We start from the raw sequence: 19,498 nt of genomic DNA, 5'->3' as shown, positions 1-19,498 counted from the left end.
TATCCCATGAAATTGCTTACGCTTCTGACTGCCTCAGCCCTGATTTCTGCCCCTGCCCTCGCGCAGGAGGCCCGCCATATGGATGCGCACGAGCATGGCGTGGGCCAGTTGGACATCGCATTACAGGGCCAGCAGGTCGCAATGGCACTGCATGCACCGGGCGCAGATATTGTCGGCTTTGAATATGCCGCGCAGTCGGATGAGGATCACGCGGCCATCGACGCCGCGATTGCGATCCTGTCCCAACCGCTCGATCTGTTCGCGTTCTCCGCCGCCGCAAATTGTACCGTGGTTGAGGCACATGCCGAGCTGGAAGGTGAAGACGAGCACGAGGATCACGACGCAGAACACGACCATGATGACCATGATGACCATGATGACCATGATGACCATGATGACCATGATGACCATGATGACCATGATGACCATGATGACCATGATGACCATGATGACCATGATGACCATGATGACCATGATGACCATAGCGAAGCGGATGGCCACACCGAATTTCACGCTGAATACCTGTTAAATTGCGAAAATCCCGCCGCAATCACAGATATAACTTTCACCTATTTCACAGCATTCCCCAACGCGCTGGAGCTGGAAACACAGATCATTTCCGATGCGGGCGCGACCGCGGCTGAGGTGGAGCGGGATGCGCCGGTTCTTGACCTGAGCGACTTGTAACAAGGCGACCCCGTTTCGTGACTGATACCGCCCCAATTCTGCACATGGACGATGTCCGCTATCGCTGGCCGGGGCGGACATCATTTGGGCTGCATGTGCCGAACCTGACCCTGGCACCGGCTGAAACTGTGCTGCTGCTGGGGGAAAGCGGATCGGGGAAATCGACTCTGCTGTCGCTGATTTGCGGTACGATTACGGCCCAATCGGGTCGGGTCTCGGTTGCGGGGACGGATATTGCGGCCCTGTCCGCGGGGCAACGCGACCGGTTCCGGGCGGAGCAGATCGGTCTGATTTTCCAGCAGTTCAACCTGCTGCCCTTTGCCAGTGTGCAGGACAACATCCTGTTGCCGCTGCAATTCGCCCCTGAGCGGCGCAGGCACGTGGCGGATCGACGGGCCGAGGCGGCGCGCCTGTGTCACGATCTGGGATTACCGGATGATGTCATGTCAGCAGGCGCAGGAACCCTGAGCGTCGGGCAACAACAACGTGTTGCGGCCGCGCGCGCCCTGATCGGCACGCCCCCGCTGATCATCGCGGATGAGCCGACATCCTCGCTGGATGCGGCCACGCAAGCGACCTTTCTGGAGCTGCTATTCGGGCAATCGCGCGCCCATGGCACGACGGTCCTGATGGTCAGTCACGATGCACGGCTATCCAGCCAGTTTGATCGCGTCCTCCACATGACCGACATCGCCAAAGCCGTGCGAGGGGCCACATGATCCTACGTCTTGCCTATGGCTCCCTGATTGCGCGTGCATTGACGGTCGGGATGACGATCCTCGCCATTGCCCTATCCGTCGCGCTGTTTCTGGGAGTGGAGAAGGTCCGCACGGGGGCCAAGGCCAGCTTTGCCGATACGATCTCCGGCACGGATCTGATTGTGGGGGCGCGGTCCGGTTCCGTGCAACTGCTGCTCTATTCGGTGTTTCGGATCGGGAACGCGACGAACAATCTGACTTGGGAAAGCTATCAGGACATCGCGGCGCGGCGCGAAGTTGACTGGATCGTGCCGATATCCCTCGGCGATAGTCATCGGCAATTCCGTGTGATGGGCACGACGACGGAGTTTTTTGACCGTTACAAATACCGCTCCGGGCAGTCTTTGGCCGTTCGGGATGGCGTGCTGATGGACGACCTGTTCGATACGGTGATCGGAGCGGATGTTGCGACCACGCTGGGCTATCAAATCGGTGATCCGATTGTGGTTGCCCATGGGCTCGCCTCGTTTTCCGAACACGCGGATCAGCCGTTTCGCGTTTCGGGTATTCTGGAGAAGACCGGCACGCCGGTTGATCGGACGGTTATCGTCAGCCTTGAGGCGATTGAGGCGATCCACGTTGACTGGCGCGGCGGTGCGCAAATTCCGGGGCAATCCACCCCTGCGGATGTAATCCGGCAGATGGACCTGCAACCGCAAGCCATTACCGCCGCGCTGGTCGGGGTGAACAGTCGCCTGCAAGTGTTTGGCCTGCAACGCTCCATCAACGAATATCCCGAGGAACCCCTGCTGGCGATCCTGCCCGGCGTCGCGCTGCAAGAGTTGTGGCGAATCGTCGGCATCGCGGAAACGGCGCTGCTGGCGGTTTCGGCAATGGTGGTTGTCACCGCGCTGATCGGGATGATGGCGACGATATTCTCCAGCCTTAATGAGCGACGGCGAGAGATGGCGATCTTTCGCGCCATGGGTGCGCGGCCCCGTGTGATCCTTGGCCTGCTGGTGCTGGAGGCGACCTTGATGGCGGCGATCGGGGCGGTCCTTGGGCTTGGGCTGCTCTATCTGGGCCTGTTTATCGGACAACCGATGATCGACAGTGCCTTTGGCCTATGGTTGCCGATTGAGGCACCGACCTTGCGTGAGCTATGGGTGCTGCTGGGCGTTATCGGTGCTGGCGCGATTGTGAGCCTGGTTCCCGCATTGCGCGCCTACCGCATGTCCCTTGCCGATGGTATGACAGTCAGGATTTAGGTCTAAGGGGACGCGTATGTATTTATCACGACGCCAATTGCTGACCACCGCAGCGGCAGGTTTCGCCCTGCCCAACGTCGCCATGGCCGACACACCGATTGAAATCACGTGGGATGACCTGATCCCCCCCGGCGTGCCCTATTCCGAGATTATCGGTGAGGGACTGATGGACGAGGTGAACGACACATGGCGCCCCGTCTTTGACAATAACGCGACCAAGCTGAACCCCGCGCTGGACGGTGCCTATATCAAGATGCCGGGCTTTATCATCCCCATTGAAATCTCGACCAGCGGCGTCAGCAGTTTCGTGCTGGTCCCCTATGTTGGCGCGTGCCTACACACGCCACCACCACCCGCCAACCAGCTAGTTTTTGTCACCGCGAAAACCCCATGGCCCCATGATGATTTGTGGGAGGCCGTCTGGGTGACAGGTGAGATGCAGCACGAAATCCAATCAACCGAGGTCGCTGATACCGGCTATGTTCTGACCGCTGATGAGATGGAGGTTTATGTATGGTAAACCACCATCTCAACCGTCGGCTGCTCATGGCGGGAATGGGCGCGCTGGCGTTGATTCCGCAAATCGCACGGGCGCAGGATTACATTGATCTAAGTTGGAGCGATCTGGTGCCTGAGGGGCAGCCCGCCCTGCCCCCTGCCTTGCAAAGCCTGATCGATCACGACCAAGCGCCGATGAACACCCAGCAGCCGCGCTCCACCGGTGTGCGCAATGAGTGGAACGGCCAAATCGTGCGCCTGCCCGGTTTTATCGTACCCATCGAATATTCGGGAACCGGCGTGACGGCCTTTATCCTCGTGCCCTTTGTCGGGGCCTGCGTGCATGTTCCGCCGCCGCCTGCGAACCAGTTGGTCTTTGTCACGACCGAACGTCCCTATCAGAGCGAGGGATTGTTCGAGCCGGTCAGCGTCACGGGCATGTTTGGCGTATCATCAATGTCTACGGAATTGGCGGAGATCGGATATGCGCTATCTGCCGATCTGATCACCCCCTATCAGGCGTAATATCAGGCAGCCCACGCGGATCGCACCGCGTGGGCTTTGCTATTAGATAACAGTCGCTTCAGCCTCGGCTGCTTCCTCATCCTGCTCGGCCAAGTCGATGGCGTATTCCTGCGCCACCTCCACCGCCACAGGCGATGCCTGCGGGGCAACATAGGCGTAGCTGGCCGTATCCTCGACCGAGGGGGCCGCACGACGTGTCATCCGGTACAGGCCGTACCCCGCGATAATTGCGAAGTTCAGCGCCATGAAAACAAAGAAGAAATCCGGCCCCAGATTGGTCATCATCGCACCCACGATGAACGGGCCCAACACGGCGCCCGACCCGTTGATGAACATCAGACCACCCGATGCCGCGGCCATATCCTCCGGCTCCAGATAATCGGCGGTATAGGCGATCAGCAGCGAATATAGCGGGTTGCCCAGACCACCCAGCACGAAGGCCGCGATCAGCAGCACGATATAACTGCCCGCAAAGGCCGCCGCAGGGATCATGGTTGCCGCCGCAGCTAGGCAGGTAAAGGTAATCAGGCGGCGTCGATCCATACGGTCGCTCATCCAGCCGATAGGATATTGCAGAACCATCCCGCCCAGATAAATCACCGCAACAAAGGTCGTGATATCCGCGACGCTCAACCCCTTTTCAGCGCCGTAAACCGCTGACATGCCGAACATTCCGGCAAATACAGCCCCCATGAAAAACATACCCACACAGCCCAAAGGCGAGGTGATGTATAGCTGGCGCAGGGTCATAGGTTTCGCACCCTGAAAAACAGGGGCGGGTGTTGCGCTCAACAAAATGGGGGCGAAGCTGACGGAAACCAGCACCGACATGACGACGAACAGGATATAGCTGGATGCATCAGCAAAGTTCACGATGAACTGGGCCGAGATAATACCCAGCATTTGCACGATCATATACAGCGACAGCGTCTTGCCCCGCGTCTCGTTTGTCGAGGCATCGTTCAGCCAGCTTTCGCAAACCACATACACGCCGGAAAAGCAGAACCCGACAACGAACCGCATAGCGGCCCACGCAATCGGGTCCGGCACCGCAGCATATAGAATAAATCCGGCGGAGATCAGCGACGCCAATGCCGCGAAAACCCGTACATGGCCGACCCGCTGAATCATACCGGGTGCCATACGCGACCCGAACAGAAAGCCCGCAAAATAGGCGGACATGACCCACGCCATGACGGACGCGTCGAACCCCTCGAACGCACCGCGCAAACCCAGCAATGTTCCCTGTAGGCCGTTGCCGATCATCAGCAAAAGCACACCAATGAACAGCGCCCAAGAGTTCGAAAATACCTTAACCATAACAAGCCACTCCTATAGCCGGGCCACATCGCGGTAATCTGGGCCGCGTACCAGCCATGGCAAGCACTGTCCAAGCCCAAATCGACATTTCGTGTCGCTACAGAACTACCTTGACCTCAACCACACTTGAGGTCCCAAAAACTGAGTCGTCACATTGGAGGGAAACACCATGACACGACTAGAACACGTTAACGTCACAGTAGCAGATGCCGATGCAACCAGCCAAATGTTGTGCGCCCTATTTGACTGGCACATCCGCTGGCAGGGCACGGGAAAACTGGGCGGACGCTCGATCCATGTTGGTGAGAACGACAGCTATCTGGCGATCTGGGCACCAGCAGCGGGCGACCCGCAACCCCAGGATAGCGGACGCCTAAATCATATCGGTGTCGTTGTGGATGATCTGGACGCGGTTGAGGCAAAGGTGCTGGCCGCCGGTTACACCACAACCAATCACGCCGACTACGAACCCGGCCGCCGCTTTTACTTCGCTGAGGAAAACGGCATCGAGATTGAGATCATCAGCTACGCTTAAAACCCGCTATGGTAACAGCAGCGAGCTGTCGCCATAGGAATAGAACCGGTATTCATCCGCAATGGCGTGGGCATAGATTTCCTTGATCCTGTCCACGCCCATCATTGCCGACACCAGCATCATCAATGTCGATCGCGGCAGGTGGAAGTTGGTCATCAGGCCGGACGCCGTGCGGAACTGATAGCCGGGCGTGATGAAGATATCCGTATCGCCAAGCCATGGCGCGATGGTGCCGGATGCGCTGGCCGCCTCGATCAACCGCAGGGCGGTGGTGCCAACAGGGATCACGCGGCGGCCCTCGGCCTTTGCCTTGGCAATGGTTTCGGCGGCCTCGACACTGACCTCACCCCACTCTGAATGCATCTTATGGTCGGACACGTCATCCACGGTTACCGGCAAAAACGTGCCTGCGCCGACATGTAGCGTGACGCGAGTGTTTTCCACACCGCGCGCGGCCAGTCGCGCCAGCAGGTCATCATCGAAATGCAACGAGGCAGTCGGTGCCGCAACCGCGCCCAGTTTATCGGCGAACACGGTCTGGTAATCCTCACGATCCGCCTCATCCGCGGGACGACGAGCCGCGATATAGGGGGGCAAGGGCATTTGCCCCGCCAGCGCAATCGCCGCATCCAGATCCGCACCCGCCTGATCGAAGCGCAGCGTCACGCGGCCATCCTGCCCCTTAGCCACGATTTCCGCCGACAGGTTTTCGAATTGCATCACATCGCCGACTGCAAGCTTTCGCCCCGGACGGGCAAGCGCGGACCAAGTATCGGGGGTAGTACGCTCCAACAAGGTCGCCTCAACCTTGGCCACGCCGGACCCATGGGCGCTGACACGACTGCGCGTGCCGAACAGGCGGGCGGGGATGACCTTGGTATCGTTGAACACCATCAAATCGCCGGGCTGCAAAATCTCTGGCAGATCGCTGACATGCCGATCCTGCGTTTGCGCCCCCTGTGCCAGCAGCATCCGCGATGCGGGGCGTGGGCGCACAGGTCGCAGGGCGATCAGGTGTTCAGGCAGGTCGAAATCAAAATCGCTGAGCTTCATGGCATCCTCGGGGCGTGTTTCACGGACGGGTGCCAGCGGCGTGCGACGATGTAAAGGGGTGGCGCACAGCCCTGCCCGCGATAAAAAGGATAAAACTCATAGCGAGGAGCCCGCAATGCCCCTGTCCATTGGCGACACCGCCCCCCTGTTTAACCTGCCGGTTTCCGGTGGGGAGATGTTGAACCTTGCCGATCTGCGCGGCGCACCCGTCGTGCTGTTCTTTTACCCCAAGGATGACACGTCCGGCTGCACCAAGGAGGCCATCAGCTTTACCGAGGCCCTGCCCCAATTCGATGCGCTCGGCGTGAAGGTTGTCGGTTGTTCCAAGGATACAGTCGCCAAGCACGATAAATTCACGGCCAAGCATGCGCTTGGCATGCCCCTCCTCTCGGACATTGAGGGCACCGCCTGCGAGGCATATGGCGTGTGGAAGGAAAAACAGATGTACGGCAAAACCTATATGGGGATTGAGCGTACAACCGTCCTGATCGATGCCAACGGGCAGATTGCGCAAATCTGGCCAAAGGTGAAGGTCGCGGGCCATGTTGACGCCGTGTTGGATGCCGCCAAGCAGCTAGGCGCCTAATCCATGGATTTCACCATTCCCCCGACCCTAGCTGAATGTGCCGACGCTGTTCTGCGGATGCCTGATGCGCGCGGCAAAACCGCCTTTTCACGCGCCTGCGCCGCCGAATGGCAACGGCGCTGGGATGGGGACCGGATGCCAATTGGCACTGCCTCACCTCCGATGCAGCCCGCACGGCCCGAACAACCAGAGCTGCTGAGCCCGCGCGATGTTCCCCGCCGTCGCCCCGGATCACCCGAGGGGCGCATCGCCATTTTGCATGCCATTGCGCATATCGAGTTGAACGCCGTCGATCTGCACTGGGACATCATTGCGCGGTTTACCCATGTGAAAATGCCCGCCGGATTTTACGATGACTGGGTGCGTGCGGCGGATGAGGAGAGCAAGCACTTCAACCTCCTTGCCGACCGGTTGCAGGCCATGGGCAGCCATTATGGCGCAATGCCCGCCCATGCCGGAATGTGGCGCGCGGCCGAGGATACCGCCGAGGATCTGGAGGCACGCCTTGCAGTTGTGCCCATGGTGTTGGAGGCACGAGGTCTGGACGTAACGCCGGGGATGATCACCCTGTTCGAGCGGGCCAAGGATGCGGAGACCGTTGAGGCGCTAAACACCATCTACGCTGAGGAAGTCGGCCATGTGGCCTATGGCTCGAAATGGTTTCATTTCCTGTGTGGTCGGCATGAACGTGACCCCCGCGATGCATTCCACGAGCTTGTTACACGGTATTTCCATGGGCCGCTAAAACCGCCCTTTAATGATGAGAAACGGGCCGAGGCGGGCATCCCCCTCGATTTCTACTGGCCGCTTGCTGACGAATAACACACGCGGCAGTAGAATCAGTTTTCCCGATTCAGGGATGTTTCCCCATCGCACGCAGGGCGGATCGGCAGGTTTTTGCCGAATCCCCTAGGGCGTCTCGGTCAAAATGCAAAGTATTTTAGTCGGATGTACAAATACGCACACGAATTGTTGTAGGTCGGTGTGCGCTTCGCTACGAATTACGCACGGACCACCTGTGGGGGCAGACAGGGCCGGCGTGAACCGAAAAATCGGACACGCTCCGTTGCTGAGGGACTAGAATGAAACGTTTGAACAAAGTTCTAGGTCGGGTCATTTCCGACCGCCGAATTTATGTTGCGACATCAAATCAAACAGCACATGCGCGATTGACACCGCTGCGTCAGATTGGGCTGGGTCTTTTGGGCACAGGCTTTGTTGGCTGGACAGCGTTTGCGACCATCATTATCGCGACCGATGCGATGGCCCCTCGTCAGGCAACCTCCGCGATTATGGTGCAGGGCGTACAACTGAACCGTATCGAGGAATTGGTACAGGATCGCGCCAGCTTTGCCGCACAGGCAGAGGCATCGCGCGTCCGGTTCGAACAGGCCGCCGCGATTATGAGCGAACAGCAGGCCGAAATCGTCCTGCTGCGCAATGACATCGCCGAGGCGACACAAATTACACAGGACCAGCGCGCGACCCTGGACCGACGCCAAATGGCCTTGGTTCAACGGGATGATGCGTTGGACCTCGCGCTGGAACAGGTTGCCACATTGGCCAATGACCTAAACCTGCGCTCGGATCAGGCCGTTGATCTGGGCCGCACAGTTGATGTTCTGCTGCAAGGGTTGAGCCGCACCGCGCAGGATCGCAACGACATGGCGGTTGAGCTTGCCGGTTTCGCCACAGAACGTGATCAGCTTGAGGCCCGCGCAATTCTGGCAGAGCAACGTCAGGAGCGTGTGATTGATCGGGTTGAGCGCGCTGTTGAGGGGTCTATCGCCGAACTGGACAGCGTTTTCGATGCTGCCGGTGCTGATATTGAGGCCATGTTCCCAACCGGTGACGACTATACCGGTCAGGGTGGCCCAGAGGTCGGGCTGGACGATAATGGCGACATCACGCCGGCCTCACTGGACCGCGTCAGCCTGCTGCTCAACCGGATTTCGGACCTGAATGCCCGACGTGATGCACTGGAACACATGCCGTTTGCTGGCCCCGTTCACACCGCATTCCGGCAAACCAGCGGCTTTGGTACGCGCCGCGACCCCTTTAATGGCAGTGCGCGCCGACATAACGGGCTGGATTTCGCCGCCCCTGTTGGCACGCCGCTCTACGCTACAGGGGCGGGCGAAGTGATTTTCGCCAGCCGCAGTGGCGCATTTGGAAATCTCGTCAGAATCCAGCATGCGTTCGGCTACGAAACGCTTTATGCTCACATGAGCCGGATTCGCGTCGCGGTTGGTGATCGTGTCGATGCAGGCGATCGAATCGGGGATATGGGCTCAACTGGCCGATCCACAGGTTCGCATTTGCATTACGAAGTTCACCGCGACGGACGGCCCGTGGACCCGATGACTTATTTGAAGGCAGCCGAAGATGTTCTCTAAGAGCAAAATCACCGACCCTATCGACGCACCAAAAACGGACGATGTTAAGCCGCCCGTTCCTGCGGCCCCGAAAACCTCCGCACCGATTTCGTCGCCAAAGCCGAAGCCATCGCCATCCGTGCTGTCCTCCGATCTGACGATCAAGGGCAATCTGGAAACGACGGGCGACATTCAAATCGAAGGTACTGTTGAGGGCGACATTCGCGCTCACCTGCTGACGGTTGGGGATGGCGCGACCGTTCGTGGTGAAGTCGTCGCCGACGATCTGGTCGTAAATGGCCGCGTTGTTGGCCGTGTTCGCGGACTTAAGGTTCGCCTGACCTCCACCGCACGTGTCGAGGGTGACATCATCCACAAGACAATCGCGATCGAGAGCGGCGCACATTTCGAGGGCTCGGTCCAGCGCAGCGACGATCCGCTGAGCACGGGCAACATGGCACCTCCACAAATGCCCCCATTGGGCAACGGCGAGTAATTCAGCCAGTTTCACTATTCTAAAAGCCCGGCCATTGAGCCGGGTTTTTTTGTGCGTACGACTGAATTAGACCTCTGGCATGATCAACGTCAGTTCGCCCCGTTGGGCAAGGGCGCGAATTTCACCAATCAATTCGGACTGTGCCTTTTCGCCGTCCTTCAGCTTCACATCGGGCATCTGGTTGATTTCCTCTGTGAACCGTTCGGCAAGGCGTTTCGAGATGTTCGACAGCATAAACTGAACACTTTCCTCACTAAACGCGCTCCCCGATTTCAGCGCGACGAGCAGAGTTGTTTCATCCATATTTCGAACAATGCCGCCAACATCACGAGGCTCCACCCGCTTCACGATGTCCCCGAATGTGAACATCACACGCTGCACTTCTGTCGATAGCTCAGGGTCCCGGTTTTCCAAATGGCCCAGCATGTCGGTGCGCACAGTTCCCGAGACGTTGTTCATCAAGCCCGCAATCAGATCTGCCGGACTGCGTGTATCGCTGCCATCCAATGCGACGCTCAGGAAATCACGTTGAATCACCGCCTCAACCAAGGAAACGACCTTGGTTTCCAGCCGAGGAACACGTGACAAACGCAGTACAACATTTTGCGCAAAGGTGGTTTCCAGATGCTCCAGAACCGAGGCAGCACGATCAGATCGCAGCTCGCTCAACACCACAGCGGCCGTTTGCGGATGTTCATTTTGCAAGAAACGCGCAACAACTGCGCTAGGCGCCTGCCCCATTTGATCCCACAGTGACCGGTTCATCGAGCCATCAACATCGCCCATGATCCTGTTAACCTGCTGCGTATCCAGAACGGCCTCCAACATTCGGCGCGCAGCATCTGTGCCGCCGGAAATGTCCGCACCGTCGCCCATGGCGACCATAAATTCCGAAATCACATTCAGGATCACTGCTTGAGGAACACGTCGTAACGCACTGATTGATACGGCAAAGCATCGCAATTGCGCCTCATCTAGGTCGCGCATCAATGGCGACGCCAGTTCCGGCCCTAATGCAGCCAAAACAATAGCTGCCTTTTGCGAGGAGCTAAACTCTGTCCCTGTATTTGCAGGCGTAGGCAAAGGCGCGGATAACGGTTTGTTCATAGCTCATAACTCCGAATGAGGGCACCAGCCAGCAGGGCCCATCCATCTGCAAGGACGAAGAACGCCAGCTTGAATGGCAATGCCACGACCGCAGGGGGGACCATCATCATGCCCATCGACATCAGGATCGCTGCGATCACCAAATCGATCACGAGGAACGGAAGGAAGATCAGAAAGCCGACCTCGAACCCACGCTGCACCTCGGTCAACATAAATGCGGGAACCAGCATATTCAGCGGCGGCTGCTGTTGTTCGACGACAATACCGCGCGCATCGGCGAGGGTGACGAGCGTATCGTGGTTCACGCGCGACTGCATAAAGCCGCGAAACGGCTCGATTGTATTCGGGATCGCATCCTGAACGGATAGTGTTCCCTCAATCATCGGTGAAATCCCGCTTTGCCAAGCCGCCTGCAAAGTTGGCTCCATCACGAACCACGTCAGAAACAGCGCGAGGCTGACGATCAACATATTTGGCGGTGCCTGTTGCACCCCAATCGCCTGCCGCAGGATTGACAGCACGGTTACGATAAATGGAAAGCAAGTCAGCATGACCGCTAGGCCCGGCGCAAGGCTGAGCACGGTGACCATCAGGAAGAGCTGAACTGTTCGCATCGACACGCTGCCATCACCACCCAGATCGAGCGCGACGCTTTGTGCGCTCGCTGGAAATGCAAGCACCAGCAGGGTGAGCAGGAAAAGGCTAAACCGCATCTTCCAGATCCGCTATCTCGGTCAATCGAACGCCTAGACGCCCACTGCCATCCTCCATTTCCTGCAACTCACCCCGGGCGATCAAGCGATCACCGACATATAAATCCACCGGGTCTGTCAGTGCCGTGTCCAGTGACAACACGGAATCGCGGCGCAAGCGGGCCAAGTCCGCGATCATCGGGCGCGCGCGCCCCACGGCCACAACAACCTCAATCGGCACTCCTCGAAATGCTTGCGGAGTAGGGCCGCCACTGCGCCGAGGGCTGAGCATTTCGATCTCACCCAGACGGTTGGTCGCTTGCGTATCAGGCGCGGTTTCGGTACTCATGTTCAGGCTCCTGTTGATGAGATGGGATCGATAGAGTTTGGGAAATGCGGCGCAAAACCTCCGCTGTGCTCAGGCGCGTCAAACCGGTGTCAGTGCAGATGGACGCGACGCCGGTGGCCAACTGCGTGTCAGGCTGAATTGCGATGCCCTCAGGCATTTGCCCTGCGAACAGCTCCACCTCTGACGGGTTGAGTTTTAGCGTGATGCAGGCCTGAGGACAGAGGAACAGCTCCTGCTGAATTGCGATGCAGACACGGTTTGAAAAGTCATCGGCCGCTGCTTTGGATAGCGCCGTGTCGGCGATTGCAGCGACCAATTGCATCAGGTCGCCCTCAGCCGTTGCACGGGCGCTTTGCACCGCAATTTGCGCATCTGACAGGGCCTCAATAATTCCTGATTGCAGATTTTCGGACCGTTGCTGCGCTGCCTCGGCTGCACGTGCGGCCCCGTCAGTGAATCCCTTTGCATAACCGGAATCATGTGCTGCCTGCTCGGCAACTTGTGGATCGACAACCGGTTCCACTGGTTTGGGCTCCCGTGGAGCCGTCGCATCATTAAAGCTATCCAAACGGAAAAGGCGGGCGGTCATGTCGAAGCTCCTTCTTCTAGATCGGCGTTAATCCAGCTGCGCAACAGGTCCACCGCCTCAGGCTTGCGCCCATCTACGGTGCCGCGGAATTTCGTGAGGGGCGTTTCGGATACCTCCACCTCTGCCTCAGTCGGCATGTTATCGAGCAGCAATAATTCAGGGGTAATTTTCGGGCCGCTTTCAGGCGAGGGCAGCTCAATCGCGGTGTCCAGCATGGTGGGTTGTTGACGTGCCGTCAGAATTGGCCGCAGGACGAACAACCCCAGCAGCAACACAACAGCCGATAGAATACCCAATTGTATCAACAAGCTGATGGGAATTTGACCGCCAATCAATGATGGCGCATAGGCGATGCTGCCTGCCTCGGCACGATCGGGGAATTGCATGCTCTCAATGGTCAATACATCGCCGCGTGCGACATCAAATCCGACTGTGGCGCGGACGAGCTCGGCCATCGCGTCGATCTCCGCCTGCGGTCGCGCGGCCCATTGCGGGCCATCGGCACCCTCGGTCGTGATCCCATCAACCAACACCGCGACGGAAAGGCGGCTGACGCGACCGGGTGAGCTGATCCGCTCACGCAGAATCTCGGAAACCTCGTAATTCACACGCTCACGGGTGCGGGTCAGTTCACGTGAGGTGCTGCTGCCCCCATTTGCGGCATCCCCATCGGGCAAGTTGCTGGCCACGGTAACGGCGCTGGCGCCCGAGCCAGTGGCCTCCTCCAGATCCTCCTCAACATCGGTGGAAATCGCGACACGACTATCGGGATCGATGACACGTTCCGTCACTGTTTCAGTGTCTAACGTTGTATCGACATTAACCTCGACAAAGGCGCGGCCAACGCCGACCCGTGCCTCAAGCAAACGCAGGATATTAGCGCGCATTTGTGCCGCACGATCCCCTGCATTTTGTGCTGGATCATCACTTTCATCGCCAATGATCAAGCCAGCTTGCGCGTCGATAATGGACACGGAATCGGGCTGCAAATCGGGCACTGCGGATGCCACCAAATATCGCAAAGCCCGCGCACGCTCGGATGAAAGCCGCCCGTTCGCCATTGTTACAGTCACAGAGGCGGTGGCCTGTTGATCGCGCCGAAACGGGGATTCCTCGGTTCGGGACAGGTGAACACGCGCCGATCGAATTGCGGGGGCGGCCGCGATTGTGCGGGCAATCTCCCCCTCCTGCGCGCGACGATAGGCGGCATCGAACATTTGCGAGGTTGTGCCAAAACCGGATAAAGAGTCGAGAAGCTCATACCCAGCCCCACCACTGGCTGGCAGGCCCTGCCCTGCAAGGCGTAGGCGCAGGGGATCCCGTGCGCTTTCCTCAACATAGATCGAGCTTCCCCGTACATCATGGGCGATCTGATCCGCCTCAAGCTGGGTCAAAACCTCAGCCGCGACGGATGGTTCCAACCCTGAATATAGCAACGCCATCTGTGGTGAGGTCGCCATCCGGCCCAGCATCAGGACGAGAACCACAACAGCCAGCGCAGCACCGCCCGCAATTAGTCGGGCACGTCCCTCCATTGCCTCGAATCGGGAAAATAGCTCGCTCACGTTTATACCTCGCTCCAGGGTCTTCGACTGCGCTTCCGGCCATCGTCTGGAACTATCGATAAAGCCCTGCATCTTAAGATTTGGTTAGTGGTGCCCGATTAGAACGGATGTCGAACACGATGAGGACCAACGCATGAGCGATGCAACCGCCACACAACCTGACGAACCGCGAAAGCGTTTCCCCACCCTGATCGCCCTTGTTCTATGTGCGATTATGGGTGCTGGCGGTTTTGGGTTTATAGCATTGGACCCGCTGCACCTGCTGCCCGAATCCCCACTGATGCAAGTGGAGGAGCACGCCCCTGCCCCGGAAGATAGTATTGATGCTGTGTTCATTGCGATGGAGCCGCAACTGATCAGTTTGGGCCCGAACTCCCGCGCGCGTCACCTTAGGTTTTCGGCAACGCTAGATGTGCTGCCCCAATATGAGGCCGAGATCAAAGCGGTTAAGCCCCGCATCGCCGATATGATCGCGACCTATTTGCGTGCAGTAGAACCGACCATGCTGGAGCAACCCTCCGCTTTACTAACCCTACGCGCGCAATTGCTGCGTCGGATCGCCGTAATTGTCGGTCCGCAACGTGTGCATGACCTTCTCATCACCGAATTCATCCTGAACTAAAGGAGCTGACATGACATTGCTCGCCGACGGGTTGCTCATCCTGGCAACATTATCCCTTACGATTTACTGCATCGTCATCTCTCGGCGTCTAAAGGCGTTGAGCCGGTTGGATCGCGGCATGGGGGCGGCGATTTCCGGCCTGTCCCATCGTGTTGATGAGACAAAGGCGACTGTGGCAGCGGCACAGCACCATTCGATGGAAGCGATCGCCGAAATGACCCGCCAAACCGCGCGTGCGGAGCAGGCAGCGGGGCGGCTCGAAATGCTACTGGCAACATTGCACGATTCGCGGACTGGCACCGCCGTTCCCGTGACAAAGCCTGCGGCGCCAACGCCCCAACCCTTTAACGGCAGCCTAAAGGATGCGTATAAGGCGATGAAGCGATGAACGTAAAAAGGACGCCTGCACTTCTCGTCCTGATCGGGATTTTTGCTGCATCGGCAGGCCTGCGCATTGCGGCTGAGGGTCCCAATTGGGCCCATCAATTTGCCAGCTTTGTGCCCTCTGCGCATGCAAACCCGACTGAGGAGACCATGCCTGAGCCGGATGGCGACGCGTTTTTGCAAGCCTTACAGCGCAGGGATGCCGAGCTGGACGCCAGAGCAGCGCAAATGGATGCACGGTCCCAGCAGCTATCCACTGCCCAAGCATCACTTAGAAATCAGATAGCAGAGCTGGAACGTGCGGAGGCCGATCTGCGTGATACGCTCGCCCTCGCATCAGGCGCAGCGGACAATGATGTCGCACGATTGGTAACCGTTTACGAAAGCATGCGCGCCGCGACCGCCGCGCCACTATTCGAGGCGATGGAGCCGAGCTTCGCCGCTGGTTTCCTGATGCGGATGGAGCCCGAGGCCGCCGGTCAAATCCTGTCCGAGCTGTCCCCCGAACGGGCATATGCGTTGAGCGCCGTCATGGCCGGACGCCACAGCGCCGTTGTGCGTCAATAGCGCCCCTTATTACTGGAGACTACTTATGACCGGATTGCTCGGCCTCGCCATCGTCTTCGCTATGGTTCTGGGGGGATACCTCTGGGGCGGCGGAAAACTCGGGATCATTTTTTCATCCCTGCATTATGAAATGATGATTATCGGTGGATCGGCAATCGGCGCGTTTATCATCTCGAATGGAATGCATACGATAAAGGGAAGCTTGGGGGATATTCGCCGCGTATTCACCGGCGCAAAATGGAAATCCAGTGATTACTCCGACGTTCTGATCCTGCTGTTCGAACTACTTCGCATTGCGCGGAACAACCCTGTGCAAATCGAGGAACACATCGAGAACCCCGAGGAAAGTTTACATTTTCAACGATTTCCACGCATTCTAGCAGATAGTGCAGCTGTTACGCTGATCTGCGACACCTTGCGCGCAGCATCCATGAACTATGACGATCCGCATCAGGTTGAGGAGGTCATTGATAAGCGGCTGGAGGCGCATCTACATCACTCTCTAAAACCCAGCCACGCATTGCAAAACATGGCCGACGGATTGCCCGCGCTGGGGATTGTTGCGGCTGTTCTGGGGGTGATCAAGACAATGTCCTCGATCGATCAACCACCCGCTGTCCTAGGAAAAATGATTGGGGGCGCGTTGGTTGGAACCTTCCTTGGCGTATTCTTAGCCTATGCGTTGGTAGGTCCATTTGCGACCAAGGCGCAGGAAATCGCGGAGGATGATCATCAATTCTACATCCTTATTCGCGAGGTACTCGTCGCAAGCCTGCATAGCCATGCGCCCAATATGTGCGTCGAAATTGGTCGCCAATGCATGTCATCTGAGTTCCGCCCGAGTTTTGACGACCTTGATAGTGCACTTCGCAATGAGGCTGTTTCGACATGAGGTTTGTTATCGCACTGCTCGCCATCATTGCATCACCCGCAATGGCGCAGAATAAAATTGCAGTACGCTCAGGCGAACATGGCACGTTTACGCGGCTGGTAATCGACGCGATACCGCCCGAGGGGTGGTCCGCGGCACAAAACGAGCGCACGGTTACGCTGAATTTGCCAAATTTCAACACGCTCGCAACAAGTGGAATCTTCGCGCGGATACCAAGGACGCGCTTGCTCAGCACGCAGACAAGCGGCTCACAATTCACATTACGGCTGGGATGCGACTGCCCTGTTCAGGTGTTTTCTCTCGAAAATCGTGTGTTGGTCATTGATATTCGTGACCCGAACAGCGCGCCTGTCACGCAGGCAATTGACCTAGCTGCACCTCCAGCAGAGCAGGTAGCGCAAGATGAAAGTACCGAACCAGCTCCAACTGAAATGGCCGCCCCCCCCGTGCCGAATTTAGATACAATCCGGGACAGGTTGGTCGAACAACTCACCAGAGCAGCCGATCAAGGGCTGTTAAGCTTGTCCGATACACCGCCAGAACCAGAAGATATCGAGTCTATGTTGCCAGAAGCGCTCGAAATAAGCGAACCTGCACCCGAAATAATACCTACTGGTGATACGCCCGAAGTTGAACCCAGAATTGATATTCGCACGGCTTTTGAACGCCCTCAGAATTATACGCCGCCTTCCCGATCGGAATGCACTCTCCCTACGCCAATCACCGAGGGCACGGCGGTCGATCGATACAACGAATATATAAAGGTTCGAGGCGGCCTGTATCGCGAATTTGATACAATAGATCGCGTGCAGTTACGCAGAACTGTATTGCTCGCCATTGGATTGGGCTTAGGGACCGAAGCACAATTGCATCTAGAAATGCACGGTGAGCTACTGCCAAATCGAGATGTTTTATGGTACATGGCAGGTATTGTTGATGGACGTCGATCCGGGGCGTCCCTACCGCGCCTCAGCAGTTGCGATGGTGCCTCAGGATTTTGGAGTCGCCTGACCGATGATAGAGCTCACATTGCGGCACTTTACGCAGCGGAGGATTTGGAAACGCTGGCCGAAATACCACCCGAGTTCCGCGTCCTGATGGCTGAGCATGCGGCCGAACATTGGTTAGAACTTTCCATGCCAGCCACTGCCCAGCGAGCATTTGAACTGGCACAGCGCACCGGAATTCCACTCTCTGCTCAAATGCAATTGATCAGTGCGAAAATCAGTCAAATGGATGGGAATTATGACCGCGCGGAACGTCAATTTAATCATCTGGCTGGAAATAGTGGCATTGCCGGATTGCAGGCACGCATCGGCCTTGTTGAAATTGGCTTAACCAAAAACGAGCCGATAGCACGAGCGGCAGAATTAGACCTTGCTGCAACTGCGTTTCAAATGCGCGGAACCGAGCTTGGGCGCACAGCGATACGACTACTCGCCTCAATCCGTGCGCGATCAGGAAACCTGTCGAGCTCGCTACACCTTCTGACCACTAGCGCGCAGAGGGAGCCCGAGATGGCAGAAATCTGGCAGCACGTCGCCGCTGAGTTAATCATCGAAACGACCGTAGATAGCCCAGATTATGCCCGTGCAGTGCTAAATTACGCCGACTTTCTGCCCGCTGGTTCGGCAGGTGATAGCGCGCGGATCGCGGCTGCGCAGGGTCTTGATCAGCTAGGATTGCCGACAGACGCTGACTGGATAGCGCCCCCCACAGCCAATCGTGCGCCTGTGCCAGCAGAGGAATCGCTTGAAACGACCCTGCCCCAAGCGCCCGCTGCGACAGACAGTGCTGACACGCCGACCAGCCTAGCATCGGCGCAACAGCTTATTGAGGCTGGGCGAGCGCTACGCCTATCAACGGTTGAATTAATCAGTGCGGTAGGTGAGCCTTAGGAAAATCACTTACTCCAACTCAAAGATGCCCAGCTCGAATGCCATGCAGTAGGTCCTAAATCCCGCACCGGGTCCATATGCACTGCGTTGGCAAGGTAGAACCCTGTGCCTAAATCAGGTGCATTCGCGATGCCCCCCTCATTCGTTGTTAGATGTGTTTCGCTAACCACCCCCGCCACGTTTCGGTGAAACAGATTTATGCGCACATATGCCGCCGGTTCACCCTGTACTAATGACTGGATTTGCACGTCACCATAGGTTGTGAACGGATTATCGAGAGCGACCAATTCGACCGGTAACCCGACCTCGAAATCATCACCCTCGGCATTGCCGACGCCAACCAGTGCCTTGGCCGAACGTGAATAGGTTTCGCCGAATCCAACCTCGGGCAACCCTCGTTCCGCATGTTCGGTTAAGATGTGATCCAGCCCTTCCGCACGCAGGAAGGTTTCGAACTTTCCTGCCTCGGTATAGGTGAGACGGGAGTCGCGGGTTTCTTGCGCAATGATGTGCAATCCCTCGTCCAGGTCAGATAGTGCAATCGCTGGCATTGATCCGATACGCCCCTGAACAAATGCGCCCTCAGCCCCCGGTGCAAAATGCTGCAAGCTGCGGAAACCACGGGGTAGATAGGGCATTTGTTGCCCCGTCAAATCGGAGCCGACAAAAATACCGATACCGACCTGACCGCCAACCTGTACCGAATGGCTGGGGGCCTCTAACCAGTATTCATGGGCGGCGGCTGGCGACAGCATGCCCAGAAAGATCAACGCTGCGGGTAGAATTTTCATA

The 19,498-nt window shown here is 57.7% G+C and carries 23 protein-coding genes; 15 read left to right on the top strand and 8 right to left on the bottom strand.

Annotated features, from left to right (window positions below; translation table 11 throughout):
* The first annotated feature begins 6 nt into the window (after positions 1 to 6).
* From zrgA to CR254_RS11210, 5 genes are read left to right on the top strand one after another with little or no spacing between them, the layout of a single operon-like run.
* Positions 7 to 687, top strand: a complete 681-nt coding sequence (gene zrgA / locus CR254_RS17910; RefSeq protein ID WP_145996739.1) for a zinc uptake protein ZrgA — start codon at positions 7 to 9, stop codon at positions 685 to 687.
* Positions 688 to 704: 17 nt separating this feature from the next.
* Positions 705 to 1,406: an ABC transporter ATP-binding protein gene (locus CR254_RS11225; protein ID WP_245851590.1), complete on the top strand. Its 702-nt coding sequence runs from the start codon at positions 705 to 707 to the stop codon at positions 1,404 to 1,406.
* Positions 1,403 to 2,653, top strand: coding sequence for an ABC transporter permease (locus CR254_RS11220; protein WP_097930001.1), 1,251 nt, complete (start codon positions 1,403 to 1,405; stop codon positions 2,651 to 2,653). Before CR254_RS11225 ends, CR254_RS11220 begins: the two co-directional genes overlap by 4 nt.
* A 16-nt stretch (positions 2,654 to 2,669) precedes the next feature.
* Positions 2,670 to 3,173 (top strand): DUF3299 domain-containing protein, encoded by a 504-nt coding sequence (locus CR254_RS11215; protein ID WP_097929999.1) that lies wholly within the window; start codon positions 2,670 to 2,672, stop codon positions 3,171 to 3,173.
* Positions 3,167 to 3,676: a DUF3299 domain-containing protein gene (locus CR254_RS11210; protein WP_097929997.1), complete on the top strand. Its 510-nt coding sequence runs from the start codon at positions 3,167 to 3,169 to the stop codon at positions 3,674 to 3,676. The genes CR254_RS11215 and CR254_RS11210 overlap by 7 nt, the downstream gene beginning before the upstream one ends.
* Before the next feature lie 42 nt (positions 3,677 to 3,718).
* Here CR254_RS11210 and CR254_RS11205 read toward each other — a convergent pair whose 3' ends face one another.
* Positions 3,719 to 4,996, bottom strand: a complete 1,278-nt coding sequence (locus tag CR254_RS11205; RefSeq protein WP_097929995.1) for an MFS transporter — start codon at positions 4,994 to 4,996, stop codon at positions 3,719 to 3,721.
* Between the two features lie 169 nt (positions 4,997 to 5,165).
* Between CR254_RS11205 and CR254_RS11200 the strand changes: the two genes are divergently transcribed.
* Positions 5,166 to 5,531 (top strand): VOC family protein, encoded by a 366-nt coding sequence (locus CR254_RS11200; RefSeq protein WP_097929994.1) that lies wholly within the window; start codon positions 5,166 to 5,168, stop codon positions 5,529 to 5,531.
* A gap of 6 nt (positions 5,532 to 5,537) precedes the next feature.
* Here the strand turns inward: CR254_RS11200 and queA are convergent, their stop codons facing one another.
* Positions 5,538 to 6,584 (bottom strand): tRNA preQ1(34) S-adenosylmethionine ribosyltransferase-isomerase QueA, encoded by a 1,047-nt coding sequence (queA, locus tag CR254_RS11195; protein ID WP_097929992.1) that lies wholly within the window; start codon positions 6,582 to 6,584, stop codon positions 5,538 to 5,540.
* Positions 6,585 to 6,699: 115 nt separating this feature from the next.
* Here queA and CR254_RS11190 point away from each other — a divergent pair, with 115 nt between their 5' ends.
* The 4 genes from CR254_RS11190 to CR254_RS11175 all read left to right on the top strand — a co-directional run bounded on the left by CR254_RS11190 (position 6,700) and on the right by CR254_RS11175 (position 10,041).
* The gene (locus CR254_RS11190; RefSeq protein WP_097929990.1) at positions 6,700 to 7,170 is read left to right on the top strand and encodes a peroxiredoxin; all 471 of its coding nucleotides are present in this window, start codon (positions 6,700 to 6,702) and stop codon (positions 7,168 to 7,170) included.
* Between the two features lie 3 nt (positions 7,171 to 7,173).
* A complete protein-coding gene (locus CR254_RS11185) occupies positions 7,174 to 7,992 on the top strand; it encodes a ferritin-like domain-containing protein (protein WP_097929988.1) in 819 nt (272 codons plus the stop codon).
* Positions 7,993 to 8,252: 260 nt separating this feature from the next.
* On the top strand, positions 8,253 to 9,566 hold the full coding sequence (locus CR254_RS11180) for a DUF5930 domain-containing protein (protein WP_097929986.1): 1,314 nt from the start codon (positions 8,253 to 8,255) through the stop codon (positions 9,564 to 9,566).
* Positions 9,556 to 10,041 carry a bactofilin family protein gene (locus CR254_RS11175; protein ID WP_097929984.1) on the top strand — a complete coding sequence of 162 codons (486 nt, stop codon included), beginning with the start codon at positions 9,556 to 9,558 and terminating at the stop codon, positions 10,039 to 10,041. Before CR254_RS11180 ends, CR254_RS11175 begins: the two co-directional genes overlap by 11 nt.
* A 66-nt stretch (positions 10,042 to 10,107) precedes the next feature.
* On the opposite strand, the gene CR254_RS11170 is transcribed toward CR254_RS11175, so the two are convergent.
* From CR254_RS11170 to fliF, 5 genes are read right to left on the bottom strand one after another with little or no spacing between them, the layout of a single operon-like run.
* On the bottom strand, positions 10,108 to 11,148 hold the full coding sequence (locus CR254_RS11170) for a flagellar motor switch protein FliG (RefSeq protein WP_097929983.1): 1,041 nt from the start codon (positions 11,146 to 11,148) through the stop codon (positions 10,108 to 10,110).
* A complete protein-coding gene (gene fliP / locus CR254_RS11165; protein ID WP_097929981.1) occupies positions 11,145 to 11,861 on the bottom strand; it encodes a flagellar type III secretion system pore protein FliP in 717 nt (238 codons plus the stop codon). Before fliP ends, CR254_RS11170 begins: the two co-directional genes overlap by 4 nt.
* Positions 11,851 to 12,132, bottom strand: coding sequence for a FliM/FliN family flagellar motor switch protein (locus CR254_RS11160; protein WP_097930308.1), 282 nt, complete (start codon positions 12,130 to 12,132; stop codon positions 11,851 to 11,853). Before CR254_RS11160 ends, fliP begins: the two co-directional genes overlap by 11 nt.
* A gap of 34 nt (positions 12,133 to 12,166) precedes the next feature.
* Positions 12,167 to 12,778 carry a FliH/SctL family protein gene (locus tag CR254_RS11155; RefSeq protein ID WP_097929979.1) on the bottom strand — a complete coding sequence of 204 codons (612 nt, stop codon included), beginning with the start codon at positions 12,776 to 12,778 and terminating at the stop codon, positions 12,167 to 12,169.
* A complete protein-coding gene (fliF, locus tag CR254_RS11150; protein ID WP_180955974.1) occupies positions 12,775 to 14,343 on the bottom strand; it encodes a flagellar basal-body MS-ring/collar protein FliF in 1,569 nt (522 codons plus the stop codon). The genes CR254_RS11155 and fliF overlap by 4 nt, the downstream gene beginning before the upstream one ends.
* Positions 14,344 to 14,476: 133 nt before the next feature.
* Here fliF and CR254_RS11145 point away from each other — a divergent pair, with 133 nt between their 5' ends.
* Genes CR254_RS11145 through CR254_RS11125 form a run of 5 tightly spaced genes read left to right on the top strand, consistent with a single transcriptional unit; the run spans position 14,477 to position 18,706 of the window.
* Positions 14,477 to 14,965 carry a flagellar basal body-associated FliL family protein gene (locus tag CR254_RS11145; protein ID WP_097929975.1) on the top strand — a complete coding sequence of 163 codons (489 nt, stop codon included), beginning with the start codon at positions 14,477 to 14,479 and terminating at the stop codon, positions 14,963 to 14,965.
* A 10-nt stretch (positions 14,966 to 14,975) separates the two neighbouring features.
* A complete protein-coding gene (locus CR254_RS11140; RefSeq protein ID WP_097929973.1) occupies positions 14,976 to 15,353 on the top strand; it encodes a hypothetical protein in 378 nt (125 codons plus the stop codon).
* The gene (locus tag CR254_RS11135; protein WP_097929971.1) at positions 15,350 to 15,916 is read left to right on the top strand and encodes a MotE family protein; all 567 of its coding nucleotides are present in this window, start codon (positions 15,350 to 15,352) and stop codon (positions 15,914 to 15,916) included. The genes CR254_RS11140 and CR254_RS11135 overlap by 4 nt, the downstream gene beginning before the upstream one ends.
* 25 nt (positions 15,917 to 15,941) lie before the next feature.
* Positions 15,942 to 16,808: a flagellar motor stator protein MotA gene (motA, locus tag CR254_RS11130; protein ID WP_097929969.1), complete on the top strand. Its 867-nt coding sequence runs from the start codon at positions 15,942 to 15,944 to the stop codon at positions 16,806 to 16,808.
* A complete protein-coding gene (locus CR254_RS11125; RefSeq protein WP_097929967.1) occupies positions 16,805 to 18,706 on the top strand; it encodes a hypothetical protein in 1,902 nt (633 codons plus the stop codon). Before motA ends, CR254_RS11125 begins: the two co-directional genes overlap by 4 nt.
* Positions 18,707 to 18,711: 5 nt before the next feature.
* Here CR254_RS11125 and CR254_RS11120 read toward each other — a convergent pair whose 3' ends face one another.
* Complete coding sequence (locus tag CR254_RS11120; protein WP_097929966.1) at positions 18,712 to 19,497, bottom strand: DUF4198 domain-containing protein; 786 nt, start codon at positions 19,495 to 19,497, stop codon at positions 18,712 to 18,714.
* Position 19,498: the final 1 nt, after the last annotated feature.

It is taken from the genome of Pontivivens marinum, assembly GCF_900231835.1.
GTDB lineage: Bacteria > Pseudomonadota > Alphaproteobacteria > Rhodobacterales > Rhodobacteraceae > Pontivivens > Pontivivens marinum.
The sequence above is the reverse complement of the archived record's forward strand: the minus strand, read 5'-3'. Positions and strand labels throughout refer to the sequence as shown.